Source organism: Streptomyces actinomycinicus, from assembly GCF_016741775.1.
Classification (GTDB): Bacteria; Actinomycetota; Actinomycetes; order Streptomycetales; family Streptomycetaceae; genus Streptomyces; species Streptomyces actinomycinicus.
Map to the genome: position 1 here is coordinate 167687 of NZ_JAERRK010000015.1, position 25017 is coordinate 192703.

The following is a 25017-nucleotide window of genomic DNA, read 5'->3' on the forward strand; positions in this document are numbered from 1 at the left end:
AGCGATGCGCAGAGGACGTCGGCTCGCGATCGACGTCGGGGACGCCCGGATCGGGGTCGCCTCGTGCGACCCCGACGGGATCCTCGCCACCCCGGTGGAGACCGTCCCGGGCCGGGACATCCCCGCCGCCCACCGCCGGTTGCGTCAACTGGTGGAGGAGTACGAACCGATCGAGGTCGTCGTCGGCCTCCCTCGCTCCCTGAAGGGGGGCGAGGGGCCGGCCGCGGTCAAGGTCCGCGCCTTCGCCCAGGAACTGGCCAAGGGCGTCGAGCCGGTGCCGGTCCGCCTGGTCGACGAGCGGATGACGACCGTGACGGCCAGTCAGGGGCTGCGTGCCTCGGGCGTGAAGTCGAAGAAGGGGCGCTCGGTCATCGACCAGGCCGCCGCGGTCATCATTTTGCAGCAGGCCCTGGAATCCGAACGGGTGTCAGGCAAAGCACCCGGCGAAGGCGTCGAAGTGGTCATCTGATCGCGATACGGTAACGTTCCGCGCGATGCGCCGGTGTTCGAACAGCCGGGGCACAGCAAGAGGCGGAACGGAAGCCGGCCCACCGGCCGCGGGACCGTCGGCCTCGCGGCTCTAGGGGATCGATGACTGAGTATGGCCGGGGCGCAGGCTCCGAACCGTGGCATCCGGAGGACCCGTTGTACGGGGACGGCGGATGGGGAGGACAGCAGGCCCAGGCGGGTCAGCAGTCCCCCTACGGCGGCCAGCCACAGCACTATCCGCAGCCGCAGGAGTACGGCGACTGGAGCCAGCAGCAGCAGCCCGGCTACGACGGGCAGCAGCACCAGTACTACGACGCACAGGGCCGGCCCGCGTACGACCCGCAGTACGCCGGTACCGCCCAGCAGCACTTCCACCAGGGCACCTGGGACGCGACCGGAACCCACGGGCACGTGCCGTACGCCCCCGACCCGGGTGACCCGTACGGCCAGCAGCCCGCGGCCTACGGCGGGGAACAGCCCGACTTCTACGGCACGGACGAGGCCTTCCCGCCGCCGGTGCCGCCCAGCCGCCGGCGACCCGAGCCGGGGGCGGAGCCCGAGGCGCCCGCCGAGGAGGAGCACGCCGTCATCGCCGGAGGCGAGGACGAGGAAGACGGCGAGGAGCACGAGCTGCAGAGCCGGCGCGAACGGCGCGGCAAGGGCAAGAAGCCCGTCAAGAACAAGAAGGGCCGCACCGGCTGCGCTTGCATGGTGGTCGTCCTGGTCTTCGGCGGCGGCCTCGGCGGAGTCGGCTACTTCGGCTACAAGTACTACCAAAATCGTTTCGGCGCGGCGCCTGACTACGCGGGCAGCGGAAACGGTGAGCAGGTCACGGTGGAGATCCCCAAGGGTGCGGGGGGCTGGGAGATCGGCCAGAAGCTGAAGGATGCGGGCGTCGTCGAAAGCGCTGCTGCCTTCGTCTCCGCACTGCAGGCGAACCCTGACGGCAAGTCGCTCCAGGACGGTGTGTACACCCTGGAGAAGGAGATGTCCGGCGCGAGTGCGGTGGAGATGTTGCTGAATCCTAAGAGCCGCAGCAACCTGATCATCGCCGAAGGCCTCCGCAATACGGCGGTCTACGCCCTGATCGACAAGCGCCTCGGAGTGGCCGCTGGCACTACGGCGCGCGTGGCGAAGCACGAGTACAAGCACCTCGGGCTGCCCGCCTGGGCGATGAACCACGCGAGTCTCAAGGACCCGCTGGAAGGCTTCCTCTACCCCTCGAGCTACGCGGTCACCAAGGGGCAGAAGCCCGAGGACGTCCTCAGGAAGATGGTGTCCCAGGCTACCGCCGAGTACAAAGAACTCGGTCTGGAAAACAAAGCCAAGGCGCTCGGCCTGGTAAGCCCCTGGCAGTTGCTTACCGTGGCGAGCCTGGTGCAGGCCGAGGGGACGAGTCACGACGACTTCCGCAAGATGGCGGAGGTCGTCTACAACCGGCTCAAACTGGATAACCCGCAGACCTATGGGCGGCTGGAGTTCGACTCCACGTACAACTACGTGAAGAACCAGAGCAAGCTCGACCTGAGCATCTCCGCGCTGCGCAGGTACAACAACCCGTACAACACGTACTTCGCCAAGGGCCTGCCGCCGGGGCCCATCGACAACCCCGGTGAGGAGGCGCTCAGGGGCGCCCTCGACCCGACGCACGACGGCTGGTACTACTTCATTTCGATGGACGGCAAGACCAGCAAGTTCACGAAGACGCTCGCGGACCACGAGAAGCTGGTCGACGAGTGGAATGCGGGGAGGAACAAGAACTGAGTGCAGCGTGCGGTCACTTACCCAGTGAGGGCCGAGCGGTGCGAATGGGGTAGGAGGAGCCTGGCACGGGCCGGTTCGCCTGGAAGCTTGCACCGGTAACAATGGCAAGGTGCTGGCGAGCAGCTGCGTCTGCAGGCCCGACAAGGTTTAGTCTCTTCGTCGCCGTATCTCCCTTGACTCGCATGCGTGACGAGTTCCTGCGGAGCGCACCCGCTACCTGATGGCGGCGATTCACCAGCCTTCCCGACCGGGAGAGACGGAAGGCCGGACAATGTAACCCCGCGGAAGTCGAGGGCAGCTTTCCATGACACTGAAGGCAGTTGAGGGCCGTCGTGCCGCCGTGCTCGGTAAGCCGATCGCCCATTCCCTCTCCCCGGTGCTGCACCGGGCTGCGTACGAGGCGCTCGGACTTGGCGGCTGGTCGTACGACAGCTTCGAGGTCGACGAGACCGCCCTGCCGGGCTTCCTCGACCGGCTCGGACCGGAGTGGGCGGGGCTGTCCCTGACCATGCCGCTGAAGCGGGCGGTCATCCCGCTGCTGGACGAGGTCAGCGACATCGCCGCCTCGGTCGACGCGGTCAACACGGTCGTCTTCACCGAGGACGGCCGCCGACTCGGCGACAACACCGACATCCCGGGCATGGTGGCCGCCCTCCGCGAGCACGGCATCGAGCAGGTCGACTCCGCCGCGATCCTCGGCGCCGGCGCCACGGCCTCCTCCGCCCTCGCCGCACTGGCCCGTATCTGCACCGGGGAGGTCGTCACCTACGTCCGCAGCGAGGCCCGCGCCGCCGAGATGCGGGAGTGGGGCGAGCGCCTCGACGTGGAGGTCCGCACGGCGGACTGGGCCGACGCCGCCGAGGCACTGCGCGCCCCGCTGGTGATCGCCACCACGCCCGCCGGGACGACCGACGCCCTCGCCGCCGCCGTACCCGAGCGCCCCGCCACCCTCTTCGACGTGCTCTACGAGCCCTGGCCCACCGAGCTGGCGGCCCGCTGGTCCATGTTCGGCGGGGCCGTGGTCAGCGGACTCGACCTGCTGGTCCACCAGGCTGTACTCCAGTGCGAGCAGATGACCGGACGCGCCCCGGCCCCGCTGGAGGCCATGCGCCGGGCCGGCGAGAAGGCGCTCGCCGCCCGCTGACAGCCCCCCGTACCCGTCCGTCTGCTGGACCGGCGGCCATCGCGGACACCGGACGTGGGAGGATCAGAGGTGGCGTACCGGGGTCGCGCACCCGGCGGCGCCGTCGCCGTACGCGAGGACGTGCGCACGGCGGGCAGTGACCGGGCGCGAACACTGAGGAGCTTCGTTGAGCAGGCTGCGTTGGCTGACCGCGGGTGAGTCCCACGGTCCCGCACTTGTCGCGACGCTGGAGGGCCTTCCCGCCGGCGTGCCGATCACCACCGAGATGGTGGCGGATCACCTGGCGCGGCGGCGGCTCGGTTATGGCCGCGGTGCGCGGATGAAGTTCGAGCGGGACGAGATCACCTTCCTCGGTGGCGTCCGGCACGGCCTGACCCTCGGTTCCCCGGTCGCCATCATGGTCGGCAACACGGAGTGGCCGAAGTGGGAGCAGGTCATGGCGGCCGACCCCGTCGACCCGGAGGTACTCGCCGGCCTCGCCCGCAACGCCCCGCTGACCCGGCCGCGGCCCGGCCATGCCGACCTCGCCGGCATGCAGAAGTACGGCTTCGACGAGGCCCGCCCGATCCTGGAGCGTGCTTCGGCACGGGAGACCGCGGCCCGGGTGGCCCTCGGTGCGGTGGCGCGGTCGTACCTGAAGGAGACGGCCGGTGTCGAGATCGTCTCGCACGTGGTGGAGCTGTGCTCCGTGAAGGCTCCGCAGGGCGTGTACCCGACCCCGGCCGACGTGGCGAAGCTGGACGCGGACCCGCTGCGCTGCCTGGACGCGGACGCGTCGAAGGAGATGGTCGCGGAGGTCGACCAGGCCCACAAGGACGGCGACACGCTGGGCGGCGTGGTCGAGGTGCTGGCCTACGGCGTCCCCGTCGGCCTGGGCTCGCACGTGCACTGGGACCGCAAGCTGGACGCGCGACTGGCCGCGGCGCTGATGGGCATCCAGGCGATCAAGGGCGTGGAGATCGGCGACGGCTTCGAGCTGGCCCGGGTGCCCGGCTCCAAGGCGCACGACGAGATCGTCAACACGCCCGACGGCATCCGGCGCGTCTCCGGCCGCGCGGGCGGCACGGAAGGCGGGCTGAGCACGGGCGAGCTGCTGCGGGTGCGCGCGGCCATGAAGCCGATCGCGACCGTGCCCAAGGCCCTGCAGACGGTGGACGTCACCACCGGCGAGCCCGCCCAGGCCCACCACCAGCGCTCGGACGTCTCCGCGGTCCCGGCGGCCGGCATCGTCGCCGAGGCCATGGTCGCGCTGGTGCTCGCGGACGCGGTCGCGGAGAAGTTCGGCGGCGACAACGTGGCCGAGACCCGCCGCAACGTGCAGTCCTACCTCGACAACCTCGCGATCCGATGAGCGCCGTGCCAGCCGTCGTTCTGGTCGGCCCGATGGGTGTCGGCAAGTCCACCGTCGGCCGGCTGCTCGCCGAACGCCTCGGCGTCGGCTACCGGGACACCGACGACGACATCGTCGCCGAGCAGGGACGGGAGATCTCCGAGATCTTCCTGGACGAGGGCGAGCCCGTCTTCCGGACCATGGAGAAGCGGGCGGTGCGGACCGCGCTCGCCGAGCACGACGGCGTCGTCGCGCTCGGCGGCGGAGCGGTCCTGGACCCGGACACGCGTGCGCTGCTCGCCGGCCACCGGGTCGTCTACCTCTCGATGGAGGTCGAGGAGGCCGTCAGACGGACCGGCCTCAACGTGGCGCGCCCACTGCTCGCGGTCAACCCGCGCAAGCAGTGGCGCGAACTGATGGAGGCGCGCCGGCACCTGTACGAGGAGGTCGCCACCGCCGTCGTCCCGACGGACGGTCGCACCCCCGAAGAGGTCACGCAGGCAGCGTTCGACGCACTGGAGTTGAAGCAAGCATGAGCGAGTCAGTCACCCGGATCCAGGTCGCGGGCAGCGCCGGGACCGACCCTTACGAGGTGCTGGTCGGCCGGCAACTCCTGGGCGAGCTGGCCGGGCTGATCGGCCCGAAGGCCAAGCGGGTGGCGGTGATCCACCCGGAGGCCCTGGCCGAGACCGGCGACGCGCTCCGTGCCGACCTGGCCGAGCAGGGGTACGAGGCCGTCGCGATCCAGGTCCCCAACGCGGAGGAGGCGAAGACCGCCGAGGTCGCCGCCTACTGCTGGAAGGCGCTCGGCCAGTCCGGCTTCACGCGCACCGACGTCGTCGTCGGCGTGGGCGGCGGCGCGACCACGGACCTGGCCGGGTTCGTCGCCGCGACCTGGCTGCGCGGGGTGCGCTGGGTGGCCGTCCCGACCACCGTGCTGGCCATGGTGGACGCGGCGGTCGGCGGCAAGACCGGTATCAACACCGCCGAGGGCAAGAACCTGGTGGGTGCCTTCCACCCGCCGGCCGGCGTGCTGTGCGACCTGGCCGCGCTGGACTCCCTCCCGGTCAACGACTACGTCTCCGGCCTGGCCGAGGTCATCAAGGCCGGCTTCATCGCCGATCCGGTGATCCTGGACCTGATCGAGGCCGACCCCGAGGCCGCCCGGACCCCGGCCGGCCAGCACACCGCCGAGCTGATCGAGCGGTCGATCCGGGTCAAGGCGGAGGTCGTCTCCTCGGACCTGAAGGAGTCCGGCCGGCGGGAGATCCTCAACTACGGCCACACCCTCGGTCACGCCATCGAGAAGAACGAGCGCTACAAGTGGCGGCACGGCGCCGCGGTCGCCGTCGGCATGCACTTCGCCGCCGAACTCGGCCGGCTGGCGGGCCGGTTGGACGACTCGACGGCCGACCGCCACCGCACGGTCCTCGAGTCCGTCGGGCTGCCGCTGCACTACCGCTACGACCAGTGGCCCAAGCTGCTGGAGACGATGAAGGTCGACAAGAAGTCCCGCGGCGACATGCTGCGCTTCGTCGTCCTGGACGGTCTGGCCAGGCCGACCCTGCTCGAGGGTCCCGACCCCGCCGTGCTGCTCGCCGCCTACGGGGAAGTCGGCCAGTAGGCCCCGGACTTCCGGCCGCGTCCGGTCTCCCTTCCGGAACGGGCACTTCCGACCGTCCCCGGCCGTTTCACCAAACGACGGCCGGGGACGGTACCGTTCGGTGAGGAGCGGGGGCGCGCCCCCGCTGCCTGCGCCAATTGCCTGCGGCACGTGGGGCGGAGGGGTGCGTCGGCGTCCCGGGGCCGGCCGCGCGGAGGCCCGGAAGGGACCGAGCGCGACTGAGCCGCCGTCACCGACGCGGGCGTCCCCGGCGGCGATCGGGCCGCGAGACGACGAGACGGAGTGGCAACGGATGCAGCACGCAGTGGGATCACCGCTGCCGCCCCACCTGCCGGGGCAGGGGCCGCACGCCGGCTGGGCGCCGGCCGCACACCACCCGGCCCCGCACCCGGGAGCCGCCGGCGGATCCGCTCCCGTGCCCCCGCCGCATCCGGGAGCCGCCCAGGGGTCCGCTCCGGTGCCCCCGCCGCACCCGGGAGCCGCCCAGGGGTCCGCTCCGGTGCCCCCGCCGCACCCGGGAGCCGCCCAGGGGTCCGCTCCGGTGCCCCCGCCGCATCCGGGAGCCGCCGGGGGGTCCGCTCCGGTGCCCCCGCCGCACCCGGGGTCCACTCAGGGGCCCGCCCCCGCGGCCCCGCCGCACCCGGCGCCCGGCTTCCCGGCCACGGCCGGGCCCGCGCCGGCGGCTCCGCAGCAGCCCCCGGCCTCCTCCGGCCCGGTGCCGCCGCCCGCGGCCCCGCAGCACAGCGCCCCGCCCGTGCCCGATACCACCGGACACGTCCCCCTGCCACCCGGCGGCCCGGTCGGCGTGCCCACGGCACCCCCCGCCGCGGCTCCCGTCCCGGACCCGACGACCACCACCCTCGCCGTCCTGCTCATCGGCCCGGCCGGCGCGGGCAAGACCAGCGTCGCCAAGTACTGGGCGGACCACCGCCGCGTCCCCACCGCCCACATCAGCCTGGACGACGTGCGCGAATGGGTCCGCTCGGGCTTCGCCGACCCTCAGTCCGGCTGGAACGACAACTCCGAGGCGCAGTACCGTCTGGCCCGCCGGACCTGCGGCTTCGCCGCCCGGAACTTCCTGGCCAACGGCATCTCCTGCATCCTGGACGACGCCGTCTTCCCGGACCGTCCGGTCGTCGGCCTCGGCGGCTGGAAGCGGCACGTGGGGCCGGGACTGCTCCCGGTCGTCCTCCTCCCGGGCCTGGACATCGTCCTGGAGCGCAACGCCGAGCGCAGCGGCAACCGTCGCCTCAGCGACGAGGAGGTGGCCCGCATCCACGGCCGGATGGCCGGCTGGTACGGCTCGGGCCTCCCGATCATCGACAACTCCCAGCTGGACGTCCCCGGCACGGCCCGCGTCCTGGACGAGGTCCTGGCGAGGGCGATCGCGAGCCCGCCGAGCTGGTAGCGGGGGCGGGAGGCACCGCGGCTCCACCGGCTGCCGCGAGGAACCGCGCCCTGAGCCCGACTCTCGCGCCGCCTGTGTCCGCCCCCGCTTCACCTGCGTGTCCGGCTCGACCTGCACCCGGCTCTCGCGCTGCCTGTGTCCGCCCCCCGCTTCACCTGCGCCCCCCGCTCGACCTGCGCCCGCCTTCCGCACCGTCTGCGCCTGAACCCCGCTTCACCCGCGCCCGCGCCCCCCGACCCCACCTGCGCCCGCCCCCGGCCTCACCCCTGCCGGGCTCTCCGCCCCACCCGCGCCCGGAAAACGGCCGTGCCGCGCCCTGCAAGCCCCACTCGGCCCTCCACAAATCGGCACAACCGGCACAAAACTCCTACGCTCATCTCATGTCAGAGGTGTACGCGAACCGCCGATCCCGGCTGAGGGACCACGTCAACGCGGCGGGTACCGCGGCAGCGCTCGTCACCCGCCCCGCCAATGTGCGCTACCTCGCCGCCGCAGCCCCGCAGGGCTCCGTCCTGCTCCTCGGCAAGAGCGAAGACATGCTCGTCTGTGCCGGCCCGCTCGAGGACCGTCCCTACGACGGCCGGCCGGACGAGAACCTGCGCCTGCACGTCCTCCCGGCGCCCGGCGGCGACCCGGCGGTCGCCGCGGCCGGCCTCGCCGCGGCCCAGGGCGCCGATTCCCTGGCCGTGGAGGAACACCACCTCACGGTGGCCCGGCACCGGGCGCTGACCTCGGTCGTCCCGCGGCTCCGCCTCACCGACCTCGGTGGCGCCGTGGAACAGCTCCGGGTGGTCAAGGACGAGGAGGAGATCTCCTGCCTGCGCATCGGTGCCGAGATCGCCGACCAGGCACTCGGCGAGCTGCTGGAGTCCATCCTGGTCGGCCGCACCGAGCGGCACCTCGCGCTGGAACTGGAGCGGCGCCTGGTCGACCACGGCGCCGACGGAGCGGCCTTCCCCACCTCCGTGGCCACCGGCCCGCACGCCGGCCGGCGCGGTCACCGCCCCACCGACCGGCGCGTGGAGGAGGGCGACTTCCTCTCCGTGTGCCTCGGCGCCACCTACCGCGGGTACCGCTGCGAGATCGGCCGTACCTTCGTCATCGGCACCTCACCCGCCGACTGGCAGATCCAGCTGTACGACCTGGTCTTCGCGGCCCAGCGCGCCGGACGTGAGTCCCTGGCACCCGGTGCCGCCTACCGCGACGTGGACCGCGCGGCCCGCCAGGTGCTGGACGCCGCGGGCTATGCGGAAGCGCTGCCACCGCTCACCGGACACGGCGTCGGACTCGAAATCGACGAGGACCCGCAGTTGGCGCCCGCGGCCATGGGTAAACTGGACGCTTGCGTGCCGGTCACCGTCGAACCGGGGGTTCACCTCCCGGGCCGGGGCGGTGTCCGGATCGATGACACGCTCGTCGTGCGCCCCGAGGCGGACGGCGGACCCGAGCTACTCACCATCACGACCAAGGAGCTGCTCGCGCTGTAGCGCGTGACCCAGGGTCGTACGTCAGTCCAGGAGATTCCGCAACCGTGGCTTCCACGAACGACCTCAAGAACGGCATGGTGCTCAAGCTCGAAGGCGGCCAGCTCTGGTCCGTCGTCGAGTTCCAGCACGTCAAGCCCGGCAAGGGCCCGGCCTTCGTGCGCACCAAGCTCAAGAACGTGCTCTCCGGCAAGGTGGTCGACAAGACCTTCAACGCCGGCGTCAAGGTCGAGACGGCCACTGTCGACAAGCGCGACATGCAGTTCTCGTACATGGACGGCGAGTACTTCGTCTTCATGGACATGGAGACCTACGACCAGCTGCACATCGACCGCAAGGCCGTCGGTGACGCCGCCAACTTCCTCATCGAGGGCTTCACGGCCACCGTCGCGCAGCACGAGGGCGAGGTTCTCTTCGTCGACCTGCCCGCCGCCGTCGAGCTGACCATCGCCGAGACCGAGCCGGGCGTCCAGGGCGACCGCTCCACCGGTGGCACCAAGCCCGCCACCCTGGAGACCGGCCACCAGATCCAGGTCCCGCTCTTCATCACCACCGGCGAGAAGATCAAGGTCGACACCCGTACCAGCGACTACCTCGGCCGGGTGAACAGCTAACCGTGGCTGCCCGCAACACGGCCCGCAAGCGCGCCTTCCAGATCCTCTTCGAGGGCGACCAGCGCGGCGCCGACGTCCTGACGGTCCTCGCGGACTGGATCCGGCTCTCCCGGTCCGACACCCGGCAGCCCCCGGTCAGCGAGTACACGATGCAGCTGGTCGAGGGGTACGCGCAGCACGCGACGCGCATCGACGAGCTGATCTCCCAGTACGCGGTGGGGTGGACGCTCGACCGGATGCCGGTCGTCGACCGCAACATCCTCCGGCTGGGGGCGTACGAGCTGATCTGGGTCGACGAGACCCCGGACGCCGTCGTCCTGGACGAGATGGTGCAGCTGGCGAAGGAGTTCTCGACCGACGAGTCGCCCTCGTTCGTCAACGGGCTGCTGGGCCGGCTGAAGGAACTCAAGCCGACGCTGCGGCGGGGCTGAACCGCCCGGAGAAGAGGGGCGCCGTGGAACTGCGGCAGTACGGCGGCTGCGGGCCGTCCGTGGCTGCTCGCGCAGTTCCCCGCGCCCCTTTGGCGTTGACGCCGACTGGTGCCCCTGAGTGGCGCCCCTTCGCGTTCTGCGTCGCCGGTGCCCGCAAGCGGCGCCCCTTCGCGTTCTGCGTCGCCGGTGCCCGCAAGCGGCGCCCCTTCGGTGTTCTCCGTTGACCGTGCCGGGAAGCGGTGCCCCCAGGGGCCTGTGCGCCTTCCTGAGGCGGGAAGCGGTGCCCCTCGGGCTCGTATGCCTTCGTGACCGGGAAGCGGTGCCCCTTCGGGCTTGTGGGCCTTCCTTGGGCGGGTCCGGGTGCGCAGGCGTCGTGCAAAACCGCCGGGGTGGCCGGAACCGTAGAGTTCCGGCCACCCCGGCGGCACGTTTCTGCTGAGCTTGCCCGGGGAGGTTACGCGTCTTCGTGCGTGGCCACCGCGCGACGCGCGTCCGCGTCCAGGACGCCCCAGCTGATCAGCTGCTCGGTGAGGACCGAGGGGGACTGGTCGTAGATGACGGCGAGTGTGCGCAGGTCGTCCTGGCGGATCGACAGCACCTTGCCGTTGTAGTCACCGCGCTGGGACTGGATCGTCGCGGCGTACCGCTGCAGGGGGCCCGCCTTCTCGGCGGGCACCGTGGCGAGCCGCTCCAGGTCCAGGACCAGCTTCGGCGGCGGCTCGGCGGCGCCGCCCGGCGTGGTGCCCGGCAGCAGCTCCTGCACGGGGACGCCATAGAAATCGGCCAGCTCGGCAAGGCGCTGCACGGTCACGGCACGGTCGCCGCGCTCGTACGAGCCCACCACCACGGCCTTCCAGCGACCCTGGGACTTCTCCTCGACACCGTGGAGGGAAAGGCCCTGCTGGGTGCGGATGGCCCGGAGCTTGGCCCCGAGCTGTTTGGCGTATTCGCTGGACATATAGCTCCCCGGACACTGTGTCGACGCGGCCGGCTGTCTTCCCGCCGCGCGGCTGGTAACTCACTGTGAGGTTACGCAGCGTGACTCTCATGCGTCAAGCCGAATGGTCCACACCGACTCTTCCGTGGTAGTGGTGGCCTGTTACGCCGAGGGGGTGATCGGGACCGCCCGATGACCTGCTACGGTGGATGGCGCAATTCCGACGTCCTTTAAGATCCGTCCCGTGAGGCGGAGAAGGGGGTCCGTTTCGTATGGACAAGCACGCGAACCTGCATGCGTCCGATGCCCGGCCCGTACTCGAGGGTCCTGACATCGCGCGGGTGCTCACCCGTATCGCCCACGAGATCGTCGAACGCGCCAAGGGCGCCGACGACGTGGTGCTCCTCGGCATTCCGACCCGGGGCGTCTTCCTCGCCCAGCGGCTCGCCGTCAAGCTGCAGCAGGTCACCGACCGCAAGGTCCCGGTCGGCTCGCTCGACATCACCATGTACCGCGACGACCTGCGCCTGCACCCTCCGCGCGCGCTGGCCCGCACCGAGATCCCGGGTGACGGTGTCGACGGCAAGCTGGTCGTCCTCGTCGACGACGTGCTCTTCTCCGGCCGCACCATCCGCGCCGCCCTCGACGCCCTGAACGACATCGGGCGCCCGCGCGCGGTGCAGCTCGCCGTCCTGGTCGACCGCGGCCACCGCGAACTGCCCATCCGCGCCGACTACGTCGGCAAGAACCTCCCCACGTCGCTGCGGGAGACGGTCAAGGTCCAGCTCACCGAGGAAGACGGTCGCGACACCGTGCTGCTCGGTGTGAAGGCCGGCCAGTAGCACATCAGGCACCGGGCCGCTGCGGCGTGCCCACCCATGCACTGATCTGCCCGAATCCTCCCGAATGAACTGCCTTACGGAGCCTGACAGATGCAGCGTCATCTCATCTCGGCCGCCGACCTCACCCGCGACGACGCCGTCCTGATCCTCGACACCGCCGAGGAGATGGCCCGGGTCGCCGACCGGCCGATCAAAAAGCTGCCGACCCTGCGCGGCCGGACGATCGTCAACCTCTTCTTCGAGGACTCCACGCGCACGCGCATCTCCTTCGAAGCCGCCGAGAAGCGCCTGTCCGCCGACGTCATCAACTTCTCCGCCAAGGGCTCGTCGGTGTCCAAGGGCGAGTCCCTGAAGGACACCGCCCAGACGCTGGAGGCCATGGGCGTCGACGCCGTGGTCATCCGGCACGGCGCCTCCGGAGCCCCGTACCGCCTGGCCAACTCCGGCTGGATCGACGCCGCCGTCGTCAACGCCGGCGACGGCACCCACCAGCACCCCACCCAGGCCCTGCTGGACGCCTTCACGATGCGCCGCCGGCTCGTCGGCCGGGACGCCGGGCTCGGCCAGGACCTGTCCGGCAGGCGGATCACCATCGTCGGCGACGTCCTGCACAGCCGGGTCGCCCGCTCCAACGTCGACCTGCTCCACACCCTCGGCGCCGAGGTCACCCTGGTCGCCCCGCCCACCCTGCTGCCGGTCGGCATCGAGTCCTGGCCCTGCTCGGTCTCCTACGACCTCGACAGCACCCTGCCCAAGTGCGACGCCGTGATGATGCTCCGCGTGCAGCGCGAGCGCATGAACGCCGCCTTCTTCCCGACCGAGCGCGAGTACTCGCGGCGCTACGGCCTCGACGGCGACCGCATGGCCAAGCTGCCCGAGCACGCCATCGTGATGCACCCCGGCCCGATGGTCCGCGGCATGGAGATCACCGCCGAGGTCGCCGACTCCGACCGCTGCACCGCCGTCGAGCAGGTCGCCAACGGCGTCTCCATCCGGATGGCCGTCCTGTACCTGTTGCTCGGCGGCAACGAACCCGCCCTCACCCACGCCCGTACCACCGAGGAGAAGTAAGACATGAGCAAGATCCTGATCCGTGGTGCGAAGGTGCTCGGTGGTGAGCCGCAGGACGTGCTCATCGACGGCGAGACCATCGCCGAGGTGGGCACGGGCCTCAGCGCGGAGGACGCCGAGATCGTCGAGGCCGGCGGCAAGGTGCTGCTGCCGGGCCTGGTCGACCTGCACACCCACCTGCGCGAGCCGGGCCGCGAGGACTCCGAGACCGTCCTGACCGGCACCCGCGCGGCGGCGAGCGGCGGTTACACGGCCGTCTTCGCCATGGCCAACACCTTCCCGGTCGCCGACACCGCCGGCGTGGTCGAGCAGGTCTGGCGGCTCGGCAAGGAGCACGGCTACTGCGACGTGCAGCCCATCGGCGCCGTCACCGTCGGCCTGGAGGGCAGGAAGCTCGCCGAGCTGGGCGCCATGCACGAGTCCGCCGCCGGCGTCACCGTCTTCTCCGACGACGGCAAGTGCGTGGACGACGCCGTGATCATGCGCCGCGCGCTGGAGTACGTGAAGGCGTTCGGCGGTGTCGTCGCCCAGCACGCGCAGGAGCCGCGGCTGACCGAGGGCGCCCAGATGAACGAGGGCGTCGTCTCCGCCGAGCTGGGCCTGGGCGGCTGGCCGGCCGTCGCCGAGGAGTCGGTCATCGCCCGGGACGTGCTGCTCGCAGAGCACGTCGGCTCCCGCGTCCACATCTGCCACCTGTCGACCGCGGGCAGCGTCGAGATCGTCCGCTGGGCCAAGTCCCGCGGCATCCGGGTCACCGCCGAGGTCACCCCGCACCACCTGCTCCTCACCGACGAGCTGGTGCGCACGTACAACCCCGTCTACAAGGTCAACCCGCCGCTGCGCACCGAGCGGGACGTGCGCGCCCTGCGCGAGGCGCTCGCCGACGGCACGATCGACATCGTCGCCACCGACCACGCCCCGCACCCGCACGAGGACAAGGACTGCGAGTGGGCCGCCGCCGCCATGGGCATGGTCGGGCTGGAGACCGCGTTGTCGGTGGTCCAGGAGACCATGGTCGACACGGGCCTGCTGGACTGGGCCGGCGTCGCCGACCGGATGTCCTTCAAGCCCGCGCAGATCGGACAGGCCACCGGGCACGGCCGTCCCGTCTCGGCTGGTGAGCCCGCCAACCTCACCCTCGTCGACACGGCATACCGTGGCCAGGTGGACCCCGCGGGCTTCGCCTCGCGCAGCCGCAACACCCCGTACCAGGGGCGTGAGCTGCCGGGCCGTGTGACGCACACGTGGCTGCGGGGCAAGGCCACGCTCGTCGACGGGAAGCTCACGTGACACCTGTAATCCTGCTGGCCGAGGCCCATGAGTCGGCCGAGGTCACCAACTGGCCCGGACGGATCGGCTGGCTCGTCGGACTCGCCCTCTTCATCGCGCTCGTCTACTGGCTGATGCGCGAGGGCTGGAAGTGGCGCGGCACCCTTCAGGGCGACCTGCCGGCGCTGCCCAGCGCGCCGGAGGAGACCGGCCCGGCCAGACTGAGCATGAGCGGCCGCTACCACGGCTCCACCACCGCCGGGCAGTGGCTGGACCGCATCGTGGCCCACGGTCTCGGCACCCGCAGCCGGGCCCAGCTCACCCTGACCGACGAGGGCTTGGAGGTCGAGCGCCCCGGGGCGACCGACTTCTTCGTCCCCACCGCCGCACTGCGCGGCGCCCGCCTGGACAAGGGCATCGCCGGCAAGGTCCTCACCGAGGGCGGACTGCTGGTGGTGACCTGGGCCCACGGCGACAAACTGATCGACTCCGGCTTCCGCTCCGACCACTCGGCCGAGCACAGCGCATGGGTCGACACCCTGAACCACATGATCGACGACACGGAAGGCGCACGATGACGACCTCCACCAGGGGAGCTGCCAAGGTTCCCGCCGTACTCGTCCTGGAGGACGGCCGCACCTTCCGCGGCCGCGCCTACGGGGCCGTGGGGGAGACCTTCGGCGAGGCCGTGTTCTCCACCGGCATGACCGGCTACCAGGAGACCCTCACCGACCCGTCGTACGACCGCCAGATCGTCGTCGCGACCGCCCCGCAGATCGGCAACACCGGCTGGAACGACGAGGACGACGAGTCGAGCCGCATCTGGGTCTCCGGCTACGTCGTCCGCGACCCCGCGCGGGTGCCGTCGAACTGGCGGGCCAAGCGCTCCCTGGACGACGAGCTGGAGCGGCAGGGCGTGGTCGGCATCTCCGGCATCGACACCCGCGCCCTCACCCGCCACCTGCGCGAGCGCGGCTCGATGCGCGCCGGAATCTTCTCCGGCGAGGCGATCGCCGCGGAGTCCGAGCTGCTGGAACGCGTACAGGCCCAGCCGCACATGAAGGGCGCGAGCCTCTACGAGGAGGTCGCGACCAAGGAGGCGTACGTCGTCCCGGCCGTCGGCGAGAAGCGCTTCACGGTCGCCGCCGTCGACCTCGGCATCAAGGGCATGACCCCGCACCGCATGGCCGAGCGCGGCATCGAGGTGCACGTCCTGCCCGCCACAGCCACGGCCGACGACATCTACGCCGTCGACCCGGACGGCGTGTTCTTCTCCAACGGCCCCGGCGACCCGGCCACCGCCGACGGCCCGGTCGCACTGATGACCGCCGTCCTGGAACGCAGGACGCCGCTGTTCGGCATCTGCTTCGGCAACCAGATCCTCGGCCGCGCCCTCGGCTTCGGCACCTACAAGCTGAAGTACGGCCACCGCGGCATCAACCAGCCGGTCCAGGACCGTACGACCGGCAAGGTCGAGGTCACCGCGCACAACCACGGCTTCGCCGTGGACGCGCCCCTCGACAAGGTCAGCGAGACCAAGTTCGGCCGCGCCGAGGTCTCGCACGTCTGCCTGAACGACGACGTCGTGGAGGGGCTGCAGCTGCTCGACCAGCCCGCCTTCTCCGTCCAGTACCACCCGGAAGCGGCAGCCGGCCCGCACGACGCCGCCTACCTGTTCGACCGCTTCGTTTCCCTGATGGAGGGCCAGCGTGCCTAAGCGCACCGATATCCAGTCCGTCCTGGTCATCGGCTCCGGCCCGATCGTCATCGGCCAGGCCGCCGAGTTCGACTACTCCGGCACCCAGGCCTGCCGGGTGCTCAAGGCCGAGGGCCTGCGTGTCGTCCTCGTCAACTCCAACCCGGCGACGATCATGACCGACCCGGAGATCGCCGACGCCACCTACGTCGAGCCGATCACCCCCGAGTTCGTCGAGAAGATCATCGCCAAGGAGCGCCCCGACGCCCTGCTGCCCACCCTGGGCGGCCAGACGGCCCTGAACACCGCCATCTCGCTGCACGAGAACGGTGTCCTGGAGAAGTACGGCGTCGAGCTGATCGGCGCCAAGCCCGAGGCCATCCACAAGGGCGAGGACCGCGACCTGTTCAAGGACGTCGTGGAGGAGGTCCGCAGGAAGACCGGACACGGCGAGTCCGCCCGCTCGGTCATCTGCCACTCGATGGACGACGTCCTCAAGGGCGTCGACACCCTCGGCGGCTACCCGGTCGTCGTCCGCCCGTCCTTCACCATGGGCGGCGCCGGCTCCGGCTTCGCGCACGACGAGGAGGAGCTGCGCCGCATCGCCGGGCAGGGCCTCACGCTCTCCCCGACCACCGAGGTGCTCCTGGAGGAGTCCATCCTCGGCTGGAAGGAGTACGAGCTGGAGCTGATGCGCGACAAGCACGACAACGTCGTGGTCGTCTGCTCCATCGAGAACTTCGACCCCATGGGCGTGCACACCGGTGACTCGATCACCGTCGCGCCCGCGATGACGCTGACCGACCGCGAGTACCAGGTGCTGCGCGACGTCGGCATCGCGATCATCCGCGAAGTCGGCGTCGACACCGGCGGCTGCAACATCCAGTTCGCGGTGAACCCCGAGGACGGTCGCGTGATCGTCATCGAGATGAACCCCCGCGTGTCGCGCTCCTCGGCCCTCGCCTCCAAGGCCACCGGCTTCCCGATCGCCAAGATCGCCGCCAAGCTGGCCGTCGGCTACACGCTGGACGAGATCCCCAACGACATCACCCAGGAGACCCCGGCCTCCTTCGAGCCCACGCTCGACTACGTGGTCGTCAAGGCGCCGCGGTTCGCCTTCGAGAAGTTCCCGCAGGCCGACTCCACGCTGACCACGACCATGAAGTCGGTCGGCGAGGCCATGGCCATCGGCCGCAACTTCCCCGAGGCCTTCCAGAAGGCGCTGCGCTCGCTGGAGAAGAAGGGCAGCCAGTTCACCTTCACCGGCGAGACGGGGGACAAGGAAGCCCTGCTGCGCGAGGCCGTGCGTCCGACCGACGGCCGCGTCAACACCGTCATGCAGGCCATCCGCGCGGGCGCCACGCCCGAGGAGGTCTTCGAGTACACGAAGATCGACCCCTGGTTCGTGGACCAGCTCTTCCTGATCAAGGAGATCGCGGACGAGCTGGCCGGGGCCCCGGAGCTGACCGCCGACCTGCTCGCCGAGGCCAAGCGGCACGGCTTCTCGGACCAGCAGATCGGTGAGATCCGCGGCCTGCGCGAGGACGTCGTCCGCGAGGTCCGGCACGCCCTCGGCATCCGCCCGGTCTACAAGACGGTCGACACCTGCGCCGCCGAGTTCGCCGCCAGGACGCCGTACTTCTACTCCTCCTACGACGAGGAGACCGAGGTCGCGCGCCGCGAGAAGCCCGCCGTGATCATCCTGGGCTCCGGCCCGAACCGCATCGGCCAGGGCATCGAGTTCGACTACTCCTGCGTCCACGCCTCCTTCGCGCTGTCCGACGCCGGGTACGAGACCGTGATGGTCAACTGCAACCCGGAGACCGTCTCCACGGACTACGACACCTCCGACCGCCTGTACTTCGAGCCGCTGACGCTGGAGGACGTGCTGGAGATCGTCCACGCGGAGCAGCAGGCCGGCCCGATCGCGGGCGTGATCGTCCAGCTGGGCGGCCAGACCCCGCTCGGTCTCTCGCAGGCCCTGAAGGACAACGGCGTGCCGGTCGTCGGCACGTCCCCCGAGGCCATCCACGCGGCCGAGGACCGCGGCGCCTTCGGCCGCGTCCTGGAGGAGGCGGGTCTGCCGGCCCCGAAGCACGGCACCGCCACCACCTTCCAGGGCGCCAAGGCCATCGCCGACGAGATCGGCTACCCGGTCCTGGTCCGGCCCTCCTACGTCCTCGGCGGACGCGGCATGGAGATCGTCTACGACGAGACCCGCCTCGCCGCCTACATCGCCGAGTCGACCGAGATCAGCCCCTCCCGGCCGGTCCTCGTCGACCGCTTCCTGGACGACGCCATCGAGATCGACGTCGACGCCCTCTACGACGGCGAGGAGCTGTACCTCGGCGGCGTCATGGAGCACATCGAGGAGGCCGGCATCCACTCCGGCGACTCGGCGTGCGCCCTGCCCCCGATCACCCTCGGTGGCTTCGACATCAAGCGCCTGCGCGCCTCCACCGAGGCCATCGCCAAGGGCGTCGGCGTGCGCGGCCTGATCAACATCCAGTTCGCGATGGCCGGCGACATCCTCTACGTCCTGGAGGCCAACCCGCGCGCCTCCCGCACCGTCCCCTTCACCTCGAAGGCGACCGCGGTGCCGCTCGCCAAGGCCGCCGCCCGCATCTCGCTCGGCGCGACCATCGCCGAGCTGCGCGCCGAGGGCCTGCTGCCGCGGACGGGCGACGGCGGCGAGCTGCCGCTGGACGCGCCGATCTCCGTCAAGGAGGCCGTGATGCCCTGGTCGCGCTTCCGCGACATCCAGGGCCGCGGCGTCGACACCGTCCTCGGCCCGGAGATGCGCTCCACCGGCGAGGTCATGGGCATCGACTCCGTCTTCGGCACGGCGTACGCCAAGTCGCAGGCCGGCGCCTACGGCCCGCTGCCCACCAAGGGCCGCGCGTTCATCTCGGTCGCCAACCGCGACAAGCGCTCGATGATCTTCCCGGCCCGCGAGCTGGTCGCCCACGGCTTCGAGCTGCTCGCCACCTCCGGTACCGCCGAGGTCCTCAAGCGCAACGGCATCAACGCCACGGTCGTGCGCAAGCAGTCCGAGGGCACAGGTCCGAACGGCGAGCGGACCATCGTCCAGCTCATCCACGACGGCGAGGTCGACCTCATCGTCAACACCCCGTACGGCACCGGTGGCCGCCTCGACGGCTACGACATCCGTACGGCCGCGGTGGCCCGCTCCGTGCCCTGCCTGACCACCGTCCAGGCGCTCGCGGCGGCCGTCCAGGGCATCGACGCGCTGAACCACGGTGGCGTGGGCGTCCGCTCGCTCCAGGAACACGCGGAACACCTGACGGCGGCCCGCGACTAGGGCTTCGCCGGAAAGCCGTACGCAAAGCTGCGGGCCGCATGTGGCCGGTCGCGCCACGCGGCGGAGCCGCATGTCATGCCGCCCCGCGCCCCTTCGGGGGCGCGGGTTCCCAGCCGCCTATGAGGGGGGACTCCGGAAACGGTGTCCCCCCTCCGTGTGAGGACACCTGCATGTATCACCTCTTCTTCCGGCTGGTCTTCCGCCGGATGGACCCGGAAGCCGCCCACCACCTGGCATTCCGCTGGATCCGCCTCGCCGCCCGCGTCCCCGTGCTGCGCACGTTCGTCGCGGCCGCCCTCGCGCCCCGCCACAAGGAGCTGCGCACCGAGGCCTTCGGGCTGCGGATGCACGGCCCCTTCGGGCTCGCCGCCGGCTTCGACAAGAACGCCGTCGCCATCGACGGGATGTCGATGCTGGGCTTCGACCACGTCGAGATCGGCACCGTGACGGGGGAGCCGCAGCCCGGCAACCCCAAGAAGCGGCTGTTCCGGCTGGTCGCGGACCGTGCGCTGATCAACCGCATGGGCTTCAACAACGACGGCTCGCTCACCGTGGCGGCCCGCCTGGCCACCCGCGAGCCCGTCTTCAGGACCGTCGTCGGCGTCAACATCGGCAAGACCAAGATCGTCCCGGAGGCGGAGGCCGTCGGCGACTACGTGAAGTCGGCCGAGCGCCTCGCGCCGTACGCGGACTACCTGGTCGTCAACGTCTCCTCGCCCAACACGCCGGGCCTGCGCAATCTGCAGGCGGTGGACCACCTGCGCCCGCTGCTCGCCGCCGTCCGTGAGGCCGCCGACCGCACGGTGGCGAACCGGCGCGTGCCGCTGCTGGTGAAGATCGCCCCGGACCTCGCCGACGAGGACATCGACGCGGTCGCCGACCTCGCCGTGGAACTGGGCCTGGACGGCATCATCGCCACCAACACCACCATCGCGCGCGAGGGCCTCGGACTGCGGTCCGCTCCCACCCTGGTGAAGGAGACCGGCGGCCTGTCCGGTGCGCCGCTCAAGGCACGCTCCCTGGAGGTCCTGCGCCGCCTGTACGCGCGCGTGGGCGACCGGATCACCCTGGTGGGCGTGGGCGGCGTCGAGACCGCCGAGGACGCCTGGCAGCGCATCCTGGCCGGCGCCACGCTGGTGCAGGGGTACAGCGCCTTCATCTACGAGGGCCCCTTCTGGTGCCGTGCGATCCACAAGGGTCTCGCCGCGCGCCTGCGCAACAGCCCGTACGCCACCCTCGCCGACGCGGTCGGCGCCGACGTGAGGACGTCCCGATGACCAGCCTGAGCCCCCTGGAGCCGTTCGGTGCCCGGCTGCGCCGCGCCATGGACGAGCGCGGCCCGCTGTGCGTCGGCATCGACCCGCACGCCTCCCTGCTCGCCGAGTGGGGCCTGAACGACGACGTCGCCGGCCTGGAGCGGTTCAGCCGTACGGTCGTCGAGGCCATGGCGGACCGGGTGGCCGTCCTGAAGCCGCAGAGCGCCTTCTTCGAGCGGTTCGGCTCGCGCGGCCTCGCCGTCCTCGAGAAGTCCGTCCAGGAGGCGCGCGCGGCCGGCGCCCTGGTCGTGACGGACGCCAAGCGCGGTGACATCGGCTCGACCATGGCCGCCTACGCCGAGGCGTTCCTGCACAAGGACGCCCCGCTGTTCTCGGACGCCCTGACCGTCTCGCCGTACCTCGGCTACGGCTCGCTGAGCCCGGCCGTGGCCCTGGCCCGGGAGAGCGGTGCCGGCCTGTTCGTGCTCGCGCTGACCTCCAACCCGGAGGGCGGCGAGGTGCAGCACGCGGTGCGCGCGGACGGCCGGAACATCGGGGCGACCATGCTGGCCCACCTGGCGGCCGAGAACGCGGGGGAGGAGCCGCTGGGCTCCTTCGGCGCGGTGGTGGGCGCCACGCTCGGTGACCTGTCCTCGTACGACCTGGACATCAACGGCCCGCTGCTGGCCCCCGGCATCGGGGCCCAGGGGGCCACCCCGGCCGATCTTCCCGCGGTCTTCGGGACGGCCGTCCGCAATGTCGTGCCCAACGTCAGCCGGGGTGTTCTGCGTCACGGTCCCGACGTCGGAGCGCTGCGGGGAGCTGCGGAGCGCTTCGCGGAGGAGATCAGGGCGGCCGTGGCCGGTGCCTGAGCCCCGGCGATGCGCCCGGAGGAGCCGTATCGCGCCGACTTGAGTGTGAATACATCCTCAAATCGAGGGCATTATGTCTGAAATGTCGGGCCTGACGGAGGCTGACCAGGACTTTTCCTCTGTTCTCGCTGACTCTGGCGGACTTGCCCGCTAGTCTCCGAGCAGTGGGGACACCTCCCACGCCCTTCATGGCAGTGGGGGACGACGGGCAGCGTGTTGCTCGTGGCTCCCCAGGTGTGGGGCGACTAGGTTCCTCACCGGTCCGTATCCGACAGTTCGACATCCGAGGTGACGTAGGCGTGGCTCTTCCGCCCCTTACCCCTGAACAGCGCGCAGCCGCGCTCGAAAAGGCCGCCGCGGCTCGCCGGGAGCGGGCCGAGGTCAAGAATCGACTCAAGCACTCCGGCGCCTCCCTGCATGAGGTCATCAAGCAAGGCCAGGAAAACGACGTCATCGGCAAGATGAAGGTTTCCGCCCTGCTGGAGTCCCTGCCGGGCGTGGGCAAGGTCCGCGCCAAGCAGATCATGGAGCGTCTGGGCATCTCCGAGAGCCGCCGCGTGCGCGGCCTCGGTTCCAACCAGATCGCCTCCCTGGAGCGTGAGTTCGGCAGCACCGGCTCCTGAGTCCGGCCCTCCGGCGGGCCGGGAGTCCCGGGCACTCCGGGATTGCTGGAATAATCGCTGCATGGCTGCAACATTCCGGGGGACGACCCCCGAGCCCCCGGACGTACGTCCGCGGCTGACCGTGCTCTCCGGCCCCTCGGGGGTCGGCAAGAGCACGGTCGTCGCTCATATGCGCAAGGAACACCCCGAGGTCTGGCTCTCCGTGTCGGCGACCACCCGCAAGCCGCGCCCCGGTGAGCAGCACGGAGTCCACTACTTCTTCGTCACCGACGAGGAGATGGACAAGCTGATCGCCAACGGCGAGCTGCTGGAGTGGGCCGAGTTCGCCGGCAACCGCTACGGCACGCCCCGCGCGGCCGTGCTGGAGCGGCTGGAGAACGGCGAGCCCGTACTGCTGGAGATCGACCTCCAGGGCGCTCGCCAGGTCCGGGAGTCGATGTCCGACGCCCAGCTGGTGTTCCTGGCTCCGCCCTCCTGGGAGGAGCTGGTGCGCAGGCTCACCGGCCGGGGGACCGAGCCGCCCGAGGTCATCGAGCGCCGCCTGGAGGCGGCCAGGACCGAGCTGGCGGCCGAGCCGGAGTTCGACATGACCTTGGTCAACACCTCCGTCGAGGACGTGGCTCGTGAGCTGCTAGCCTTGATGGACGTTGTGTGATCGTGACTCTGATCACGATGATTGATTCTTTCCCATCCATCGGAAGGTAGAGCGTGTCCTCTTCCATCACCGCGCCCGAGGGCATCATCAACCCGCCGATCGACGAGCTTCTCGAGGCCACGGACTCGAAGTACAGCCTCGTGATCTACGCGGCCAAGCGTGCCCGTCAGATCAACGCGTACTACTCGCAGCTCGGTGAGGGTCTCCTCGAGTACGTCGGTCCGCTCGTCGACACCCACGTGCACGAGAAGCCGCTCTCGATCGCGCTGCGCGAGATCAACGCCGGTCTGCTGACCTCCGAGGCCATCGAGGGCCCGGCGCAGTAGTACTTTCAGATTGCGGTTGACTTATCCACAGGCCCGGCAGTCCTGCTGCCGGGCCTGTGGTGTGTCATGGAGTCGTACGGTTTCGTCGTACGTTTTCGAGTCCGGGGAGACACGGTGGACAAGCCGAGGGTCGTGCTGGGGGTCAGTGGGGGCATCGCCGCCTACAAGGCCTGTGAGCTGCTGAGAAGGTTCACGGAGTCGGGACACGACGTGCGCGTCGTGCCCACCGCCTCCGCGCTGCACTTCGTCGGCGCCGCCACCTGGTCGGCCCTGTCCGGCAACCCCGTCTCCGCCGAGGTCTGGGACGAGGTGCACCAGGTCCCGCACGTCCGCATCGGCCAGCACGCCGACCTGGTCGTCGTGGCCCCGGCCACCGCCGACATGCTCGGCAAGGCCGCCCACGGCCTCGCCGACGACCTGCTGACCAACACGCTCCTCACCGCCCGCTGTCCGGTCGTCTTCGCCCCGGCGATGCACACCGAGATGTGGGAGCACCCGGCCACCCAGGAGAACGTGGCCACGCTGCGCCGCCGCGGCGCCGTCGTCATCGAGCCCGCCGTCGGCCGTCTCACCGGCGTCGACACCGGCAAGGGCCGGCTGCCCGACCCGGCGGAGATCTTCGAGGTGTGCCGCCGGGTGCTGGCCCGCGGCGTCACCGAGCCCGACCTCGCCGGGCGGCACGTCGTCGTCTCCGCCGGCGGCACCCGCGAACCCCTGGACCCGGTCCGGTTCCTCGGCAACCGCTCCTCGGGCAAGCAGGGCTACGCCCTCGCCCGCACCGCCGCCGCCCGCGGCGCCCGGGTGACGCTGGTCTCGGCCAACGCGGGCCTGCCCGACCCGGCGGGTGTGGACGTCGTCCGGGTCGGCACGGCCGTCCAGCTCCGCGAGGCCGTCCTCAAGGCCGCCGCGGACGCCGACGCCGTGGTCATGGCCGCCGCCGTCGCCGACTTCCGGCCGGCCGCCTACGCCGCCGGGAAGATCAAGAAGAAGGACGGCAAGGACCCGGATCCGATCATCCTGCTGCGAAATCCGGACATTCTTGCGGAGATTTCGGCCGATCGTGCGCGCCCCGGACAGGTGATCGTCGGCTTCGCCGCCGAGACCGACGACGTCCTCGCCAACGGCCGCGCCAAGCTCGCCCGCAAGGGCTGCGACCTGCTGGTGGTCAACGAGGTCGGGGAGCGCAAGACCTTCGGCGCGGAGGAGAACGAGGCCGTCGTACTGGGCTCGGACGGTACCGAGACCCCCGTGCCGCACGGCCCCAAGGAGGCCCTCGCCGACACGGTCTGGGACCTGGTCGTAGGACGACTGGACTAGCGTCCGGCACGCGAACGGGCGAACTCTCCGTCCGCTCGCGCCGGGCTCGAAACGGGCGTGGCGGCCCTGGCCAAGGCCGCCGGCCATTGTGCAGAATGCCCGTGCCGCAGGTCACAGCGCTCCCGAGAGGCGAGACGGTGGCCCGTCGGCGGAGTGCGACCGATAAACTGTTTCACGGACGACGCCAGGCGCAGCCCAGCGTCGTCCGCAAATGATCAGCCAGCAGCCGCTGCAACCACAGGGAGCGTTGTGTCCCGTCGCCTGTTCACCTCGGAGTCCGTGACCGAGGGTCACCCCGACAAGATCGCTGACCAGATCAGCGACACCATTCTCGACGCGCTTCTGCGCGAGGACCCGACCTCCCGTGTCGCGGTCGAGACCCTGATCACCACCGGCCTGGTCCACGTGGCCGGCGAGGTCACGACCAAGGCCTACGCGGACATCGCCACCCTGGTCCGCAACAAGATCCTCGAGATCGGCTACGACTCCTCGAAGAAGGGCTTCGACGGCGCCTCCTGCGGCGTGTCGGTGTCCATCGGCGCG

24 protein-coding genes are annotated in these 25017 nt (G+C 71.0%); 23 read left to right on the plus strand and 1 reads right to left on the minus strand.

Annotated elements, in window-relative coordinates; genetic code table 11:
* Positions 1-4: 4 nt before the first annotated feature.
* From ruvX to nusB, 10 genes are all read left to right on the plus strand, one after another.
* Positions 5-469: a Holliday junction resolvase RuvX gene (gene ruvX, locus JK359_RS26020; RefSeq protein ID WP_201840365.1), complete on the plus strand. Its 465-nt coding sequence runs from the start codon at positions 5-7 to the stop codon at positions 467-469.
* A gap of 122 nt (positions 470-591) precedes the next feature.
* Entirely contained in the window at positions 592-2253 is a 1662-nt protein-coding gene (gene mltG, locus JK359_RS26025) for an endolytic transglycosylase MltG (protein WP_201840367.1), read from the plus strand.
* A gap of 304 nt (positions 2254-2557) precedes the next feature.
* A complete protein-coding gene (locus JK359_RS26030; protein ID WP_201840370.1) occupies positions 2558-3397 on the plus strand; it encodes a shikimate dehydrogenase in 840 nt (279 codons plus the stop codon).
* A gap of 166 nt (positions 3398-3563) precedes the next feature.
* Entirely contained in the window at positions 3564-4748 is a 1185-nt protein-coding gene (gene aroC, locus JK359_RS26035; RefSeq protein ID WP_201840372.1) for a chorismate synthase, read from the plus strand.
* Complete coding sequence (locus tag JK359_RS26040) at positions 4745-5263, plus strand: shikimate kinase (protein ID WP_201840375.1); 519 nt, start codon at positions 4745-4747, stop codon at positions 5261-5263. The genes aroC and JK359_RS26040 overlap by 4 nt, the downstream gene beginning before the upstream one ends.
* On the plus strand, positions 5260-6351 hold the full coding sequence (gene aroB / locus JK359_RS26045) for a 3-dehydroquinate synthase (RefSeq protein ID WP_201840378.1): 1092 nt from the start codon (positions 5260-5262) through the stop codon (positions 6349-6351). The genes JK359_RS26040 and aroB overlap by 4 nt, the downstream gene beginning before the upstream one ends.
* Positions 6352-6643: 292 nt before the next feature.
* A complete protein-coding gene (locus tag JK359_RS26050) occupies positions 6644-7759 on the plus strand; it encodes an AAA family ATPase (RefSeq protein ID WP_236678431.1) in 1116 nt (371 codons plus the stop codon).
* A gap of 380 nt (positions 7760-8139) precedes the next feature.
* On the plus strand, positions 8140-9246 hold the full coding sequence (locus JK359_RS26055) for an aminopeptidase P family protein (RefSeq protein WP_201840380.1): 1107 nt from the start codon (positions 8140-8142) through the stop codon (positions 9244-9246).
* A gap of 44 nt (positions 9247-9290) precedes the next feature.
* Positions 9291-9857, plus strand: coding sequence for an elongation factor P (gene efp / locus JK359_RS26060; RefSeq protein WP_201840382.1), 567 nt, complete (start codon positions 9291-9293; stop codon positions 9855-9857).
* A gap of 2 nt (positions 9858-9859) precedes the next feature.
* A complete protein-coding gene (gene nusB / locus JK359_RS26065; RefSeq protein ID WP_201840384.1) occupies positions 9860-10288 on the plus strand; it encodes a transcription antitermination factor NusB in 429 nt (142 codons plus the stop codon).
* Between the two features lie 454 nt (positions 10289-10742).
* On the opposite strand, the gene bldD is transcribed toward nusB, so the two are convergent.
* Positions 10743-11246, minus strand: coding sequence for a transcriptional regulator BldD (bldD, locus tag JK359_RS26070; protein WP_020938842.1), 504 nt, complete (start codon positions 11244-11246; stop codon positions 10743-10745).
* A gap of 251 nt (positions 11247-11497) precedes the next feature.
* Between bldD and pyrR the strand changes: the two genes are divergently transcribed.
* The 13 genes from pyrR to JK359_RS26135 all read left to right on the plus strand — a co-directional run.
* Positions 11498-12067, plus strand: coding sequence for a bifunctional pyr operon transcriptional regulator/uracil phosphoribosyltransferase PyrR (gene pyrR / locus JK359_RS26075; protein ID WP_201840387.1), 570 nt, complete (start codon positions 11498-11500; stop codon positions 12065-12067).
* A 90-nt stretch (positions 12068-12157) separates the two neighbouring features.
* Positions 12158-13138 carry an aspartate carbamoyltransferase catalytic subunit gene (locus JK359_RS26080; protein WP_201840389.1) on the plus strand — a complete coding sequence of 327 codons (981 nt, stop codon included), beginning with the start codon at positions 12158-12160 and terminating at the stop codon, positions 13136-13138.
* A gap of 3 nt (positions 13139-13141) precedes the next feature.
* Positions 13142-14428 carry a dihydroorotase gene (locus JK359_RS26085; RefSeq protein WP_201840391.1) on the plus strand — a complete coding sequence of 429 codons (1287 nt, stop codon included), beginning with the start codon at positions 13142-13144 and terminating at the stop codon, positions 14426-14428.
* Positions 14425-14985: a PH-like domain-containing protein gene (locus JK359_RS26090; RefSeq protein WP_201840393.1), complete on the plus strand. Its 561-nt coding sequence runs from the start codon at positions 14425-14427 to the stop codon at positions 14983-14985. The genes JK359_RS26085 and JK359_RS26090 overlap by 4 nt, the downstream gene beginning before the upstream one ends.
* Positions 14982-16124, plus strand: a complete 1143-nt coding sequence (gene carA, locus JK359_RS26095) for a glutamine-hydrolyzing carbamoyl-phosphate synthase small subunit (RefSeq protein ID WP_201840398.1) — start codon at positions 14982-14984, stop codon at positions 16122-16124. The genes JK359_RS26090 and carA overlap by 4 nt, the downstream gene beginning before the upstream one ends.
* Positions 16117-19425 (plus strand): carbamoyl-phosphate synthase large subunit, encoded by a 3309-nt coding sequence (gene carB, locus JK359_RS26100; protein WP_201840410.1) that lies wholly within the window; start codon positions 16117-16119, stop codon positions 19423-19425. The genes carA and carB overlap by 8 nt, the downstream gene beginning before the upstream one ends.
* Positions 19426-19595: 170 nt before the next feature.
* Positions 19596-20702, plus strand: coding sequence for a quinone-dependent dihydroorotate dehydrogenase (locus tag JK359_RS26105; protein WP_201840412.1), 1107 nt, complete (start codon positions 19596-19598; stop codon positions 20700-20702).
* Positions 20703-20707: 5 nt separating this feature from the next.
* Positions 20708-21553, plus strand: coding sequence for an orotidine-5'-phosphate decarboxylase (gene pyrF, locus JK359_RS26110; RefSeq protein ID WP_201840456.1), 846 nt, complete (start codon positions 20708-20710; stop codon positions 21551-21553).
* Between the two features lie 299 nt (positions 21554-21852).
* A complete protein-coding gene (locus tag JK359_RS26115) occupies positions 21853-22176 on the plus strand; it encodes an integration host factor (RefSeq protein ID WP_003977346.1) in 324 nt (107 codons plus the stop codon).
* 61 nt (positions 22177-22237) lie between these two features.
* Complete coding sequence (gmk, locus tag JK359_RS26120) at positions 22238-22831, plus strand: guanylate kinase (RefSeq protein WP_201840414.1); 594 nt, start codon at positions 22238-22240, stop codon at positions 22829-22831.
* A 53-nt stretch (positions 22832-22884) separates the two neighbouring features.
* Positions 22885-23157: a DNA-directed RNA polymerase subunit omega gene (gene rpoZ / locus JK359_RS26125; protein ID WP_005319902.1), complete on the plus strand. Its 273-nt coding sequence runs from the start codon at positions 22885-22887 to the stop codon at positions 23155-23157.
* Positions 23158-23271: 114 nt separating this feature from the next.
* Positions 23272-24474, plus strand: a complete 1203-nt coding sequence (gene coaBC, locus JK359_RS26130) for a bifunctional phosphopantothenoylcysteine decarboxylase/phosphopantothenate--cysteine ligase CoaBC (RefSeq protein ID WP_201840415.1) — start codon at positions 23272-23274, stop codon at positions 24472-24474.
* A 249-nt stretch (positions 24475-24723) separates the two neighbouring features.
* A partial coding sequence (locus JK359_RS26135; protein WP_307788283.1) for an S-adenosylmethionine synthetase N-terminal domain-containing protein occupies positions 24724-25017 on the plus strand: 294 nt, incomplete at its 3' end.

Bases quoted from the DNA above. Each gene is read 5' to 3' on its own strand.
- ruvX (WP_201840365.1), top strand. From the start codon at position 5: ATGCGCAGAGGACGTCGGCTCGCGATCGACGTCGGGGACGCCCGGATC.
- mltG (WP_201840367.1), top strand. From the start codon at position 592: ATGACTGAGTATGGCCGGGGCGCAGGCTCCGAACCGTGGCATCCGGAG.
- JK359_RS26030 (WP_201840370.1), top strand. From the start codon at position 2,558: ATGACACTGAAGGCAGTTGAGGGCCGTCGTGCCGCCGTGCTCGGTAAG.
- JK359_RS26040 (WP_201840375.1), top strand. From the start codon at position 4,745: ATGAGCGCCGTGCCAGCCGTCGTTCTGGTCGGCCCGATGGGTGTCGGC.
- aroB (WP_201840378.1), top strand. From the start codon at position 5,260: ATGAGCGAGTCAGTCACCCGGATCCAGGTCGCGGGCAGCGCCGGGACC.
- JK359_RS26050 (WP_236678431.1), top strand. From the start codon at position 6,644: ATGCAGCACGCAGTGGGATCACCGCTGCCGCCCCACCTGCCGGGGCAG.
- JK359_RS26055 (WP_201840380.1), top strand. From the start codon at position 8,140: ATGTCAGAGGTGTACGCGAACCGCCGATCCCGGCTGAGGGACCACGTC.
- bldD (WP_020938842.1), bottom strand. From the start codon at position 11,246: ATGTCCAGCGAATACGCCAAACAGCTCGGGGCCAAGCTCCGGGCCATC.
- pyrR (WP_201840387.1), top strand. From the start codon at position 11,498: ATGGACAAGCACGCGAACCTGCATGCGTCCGATGCCCGGCCCGTACTC.
- JK359_RS26080 (WP_201840389.1), top strand. From the start codon at position 12,158: ATGCAGCGTCATCTCATCTCGGCCGCCGACCTCACCCGCGACGACGCC.
- JK359_RS26085 (WP_201840391.1), top strand. From the start codon at position 13,142: ATGAGCAAGATCCTGATCCGTGGTGCGAAGGTGCTCGGTGGTGAGCCG.
- carA (WP_201840398.1), top strand. From the start codon at position 14,982: ATGACGACCTCCACCAGGGGAGCTGCCAAGGTTCCCGCCGTACTCGTC.
- JK359_RS26105 (WP_201840412.1), top strand. From the start codon at position 19,596: ATGTATCACCTCTTCTTCCGGCTGGTCTTCCGCCGGATGGACCCGGAA.
- gmk (WP_201840414.1), top strand. From the start codon at position 22,238: ATGGCTGCAACATTCCGGGGGACGACCCCCGAGCCCCCGGACGTACGT.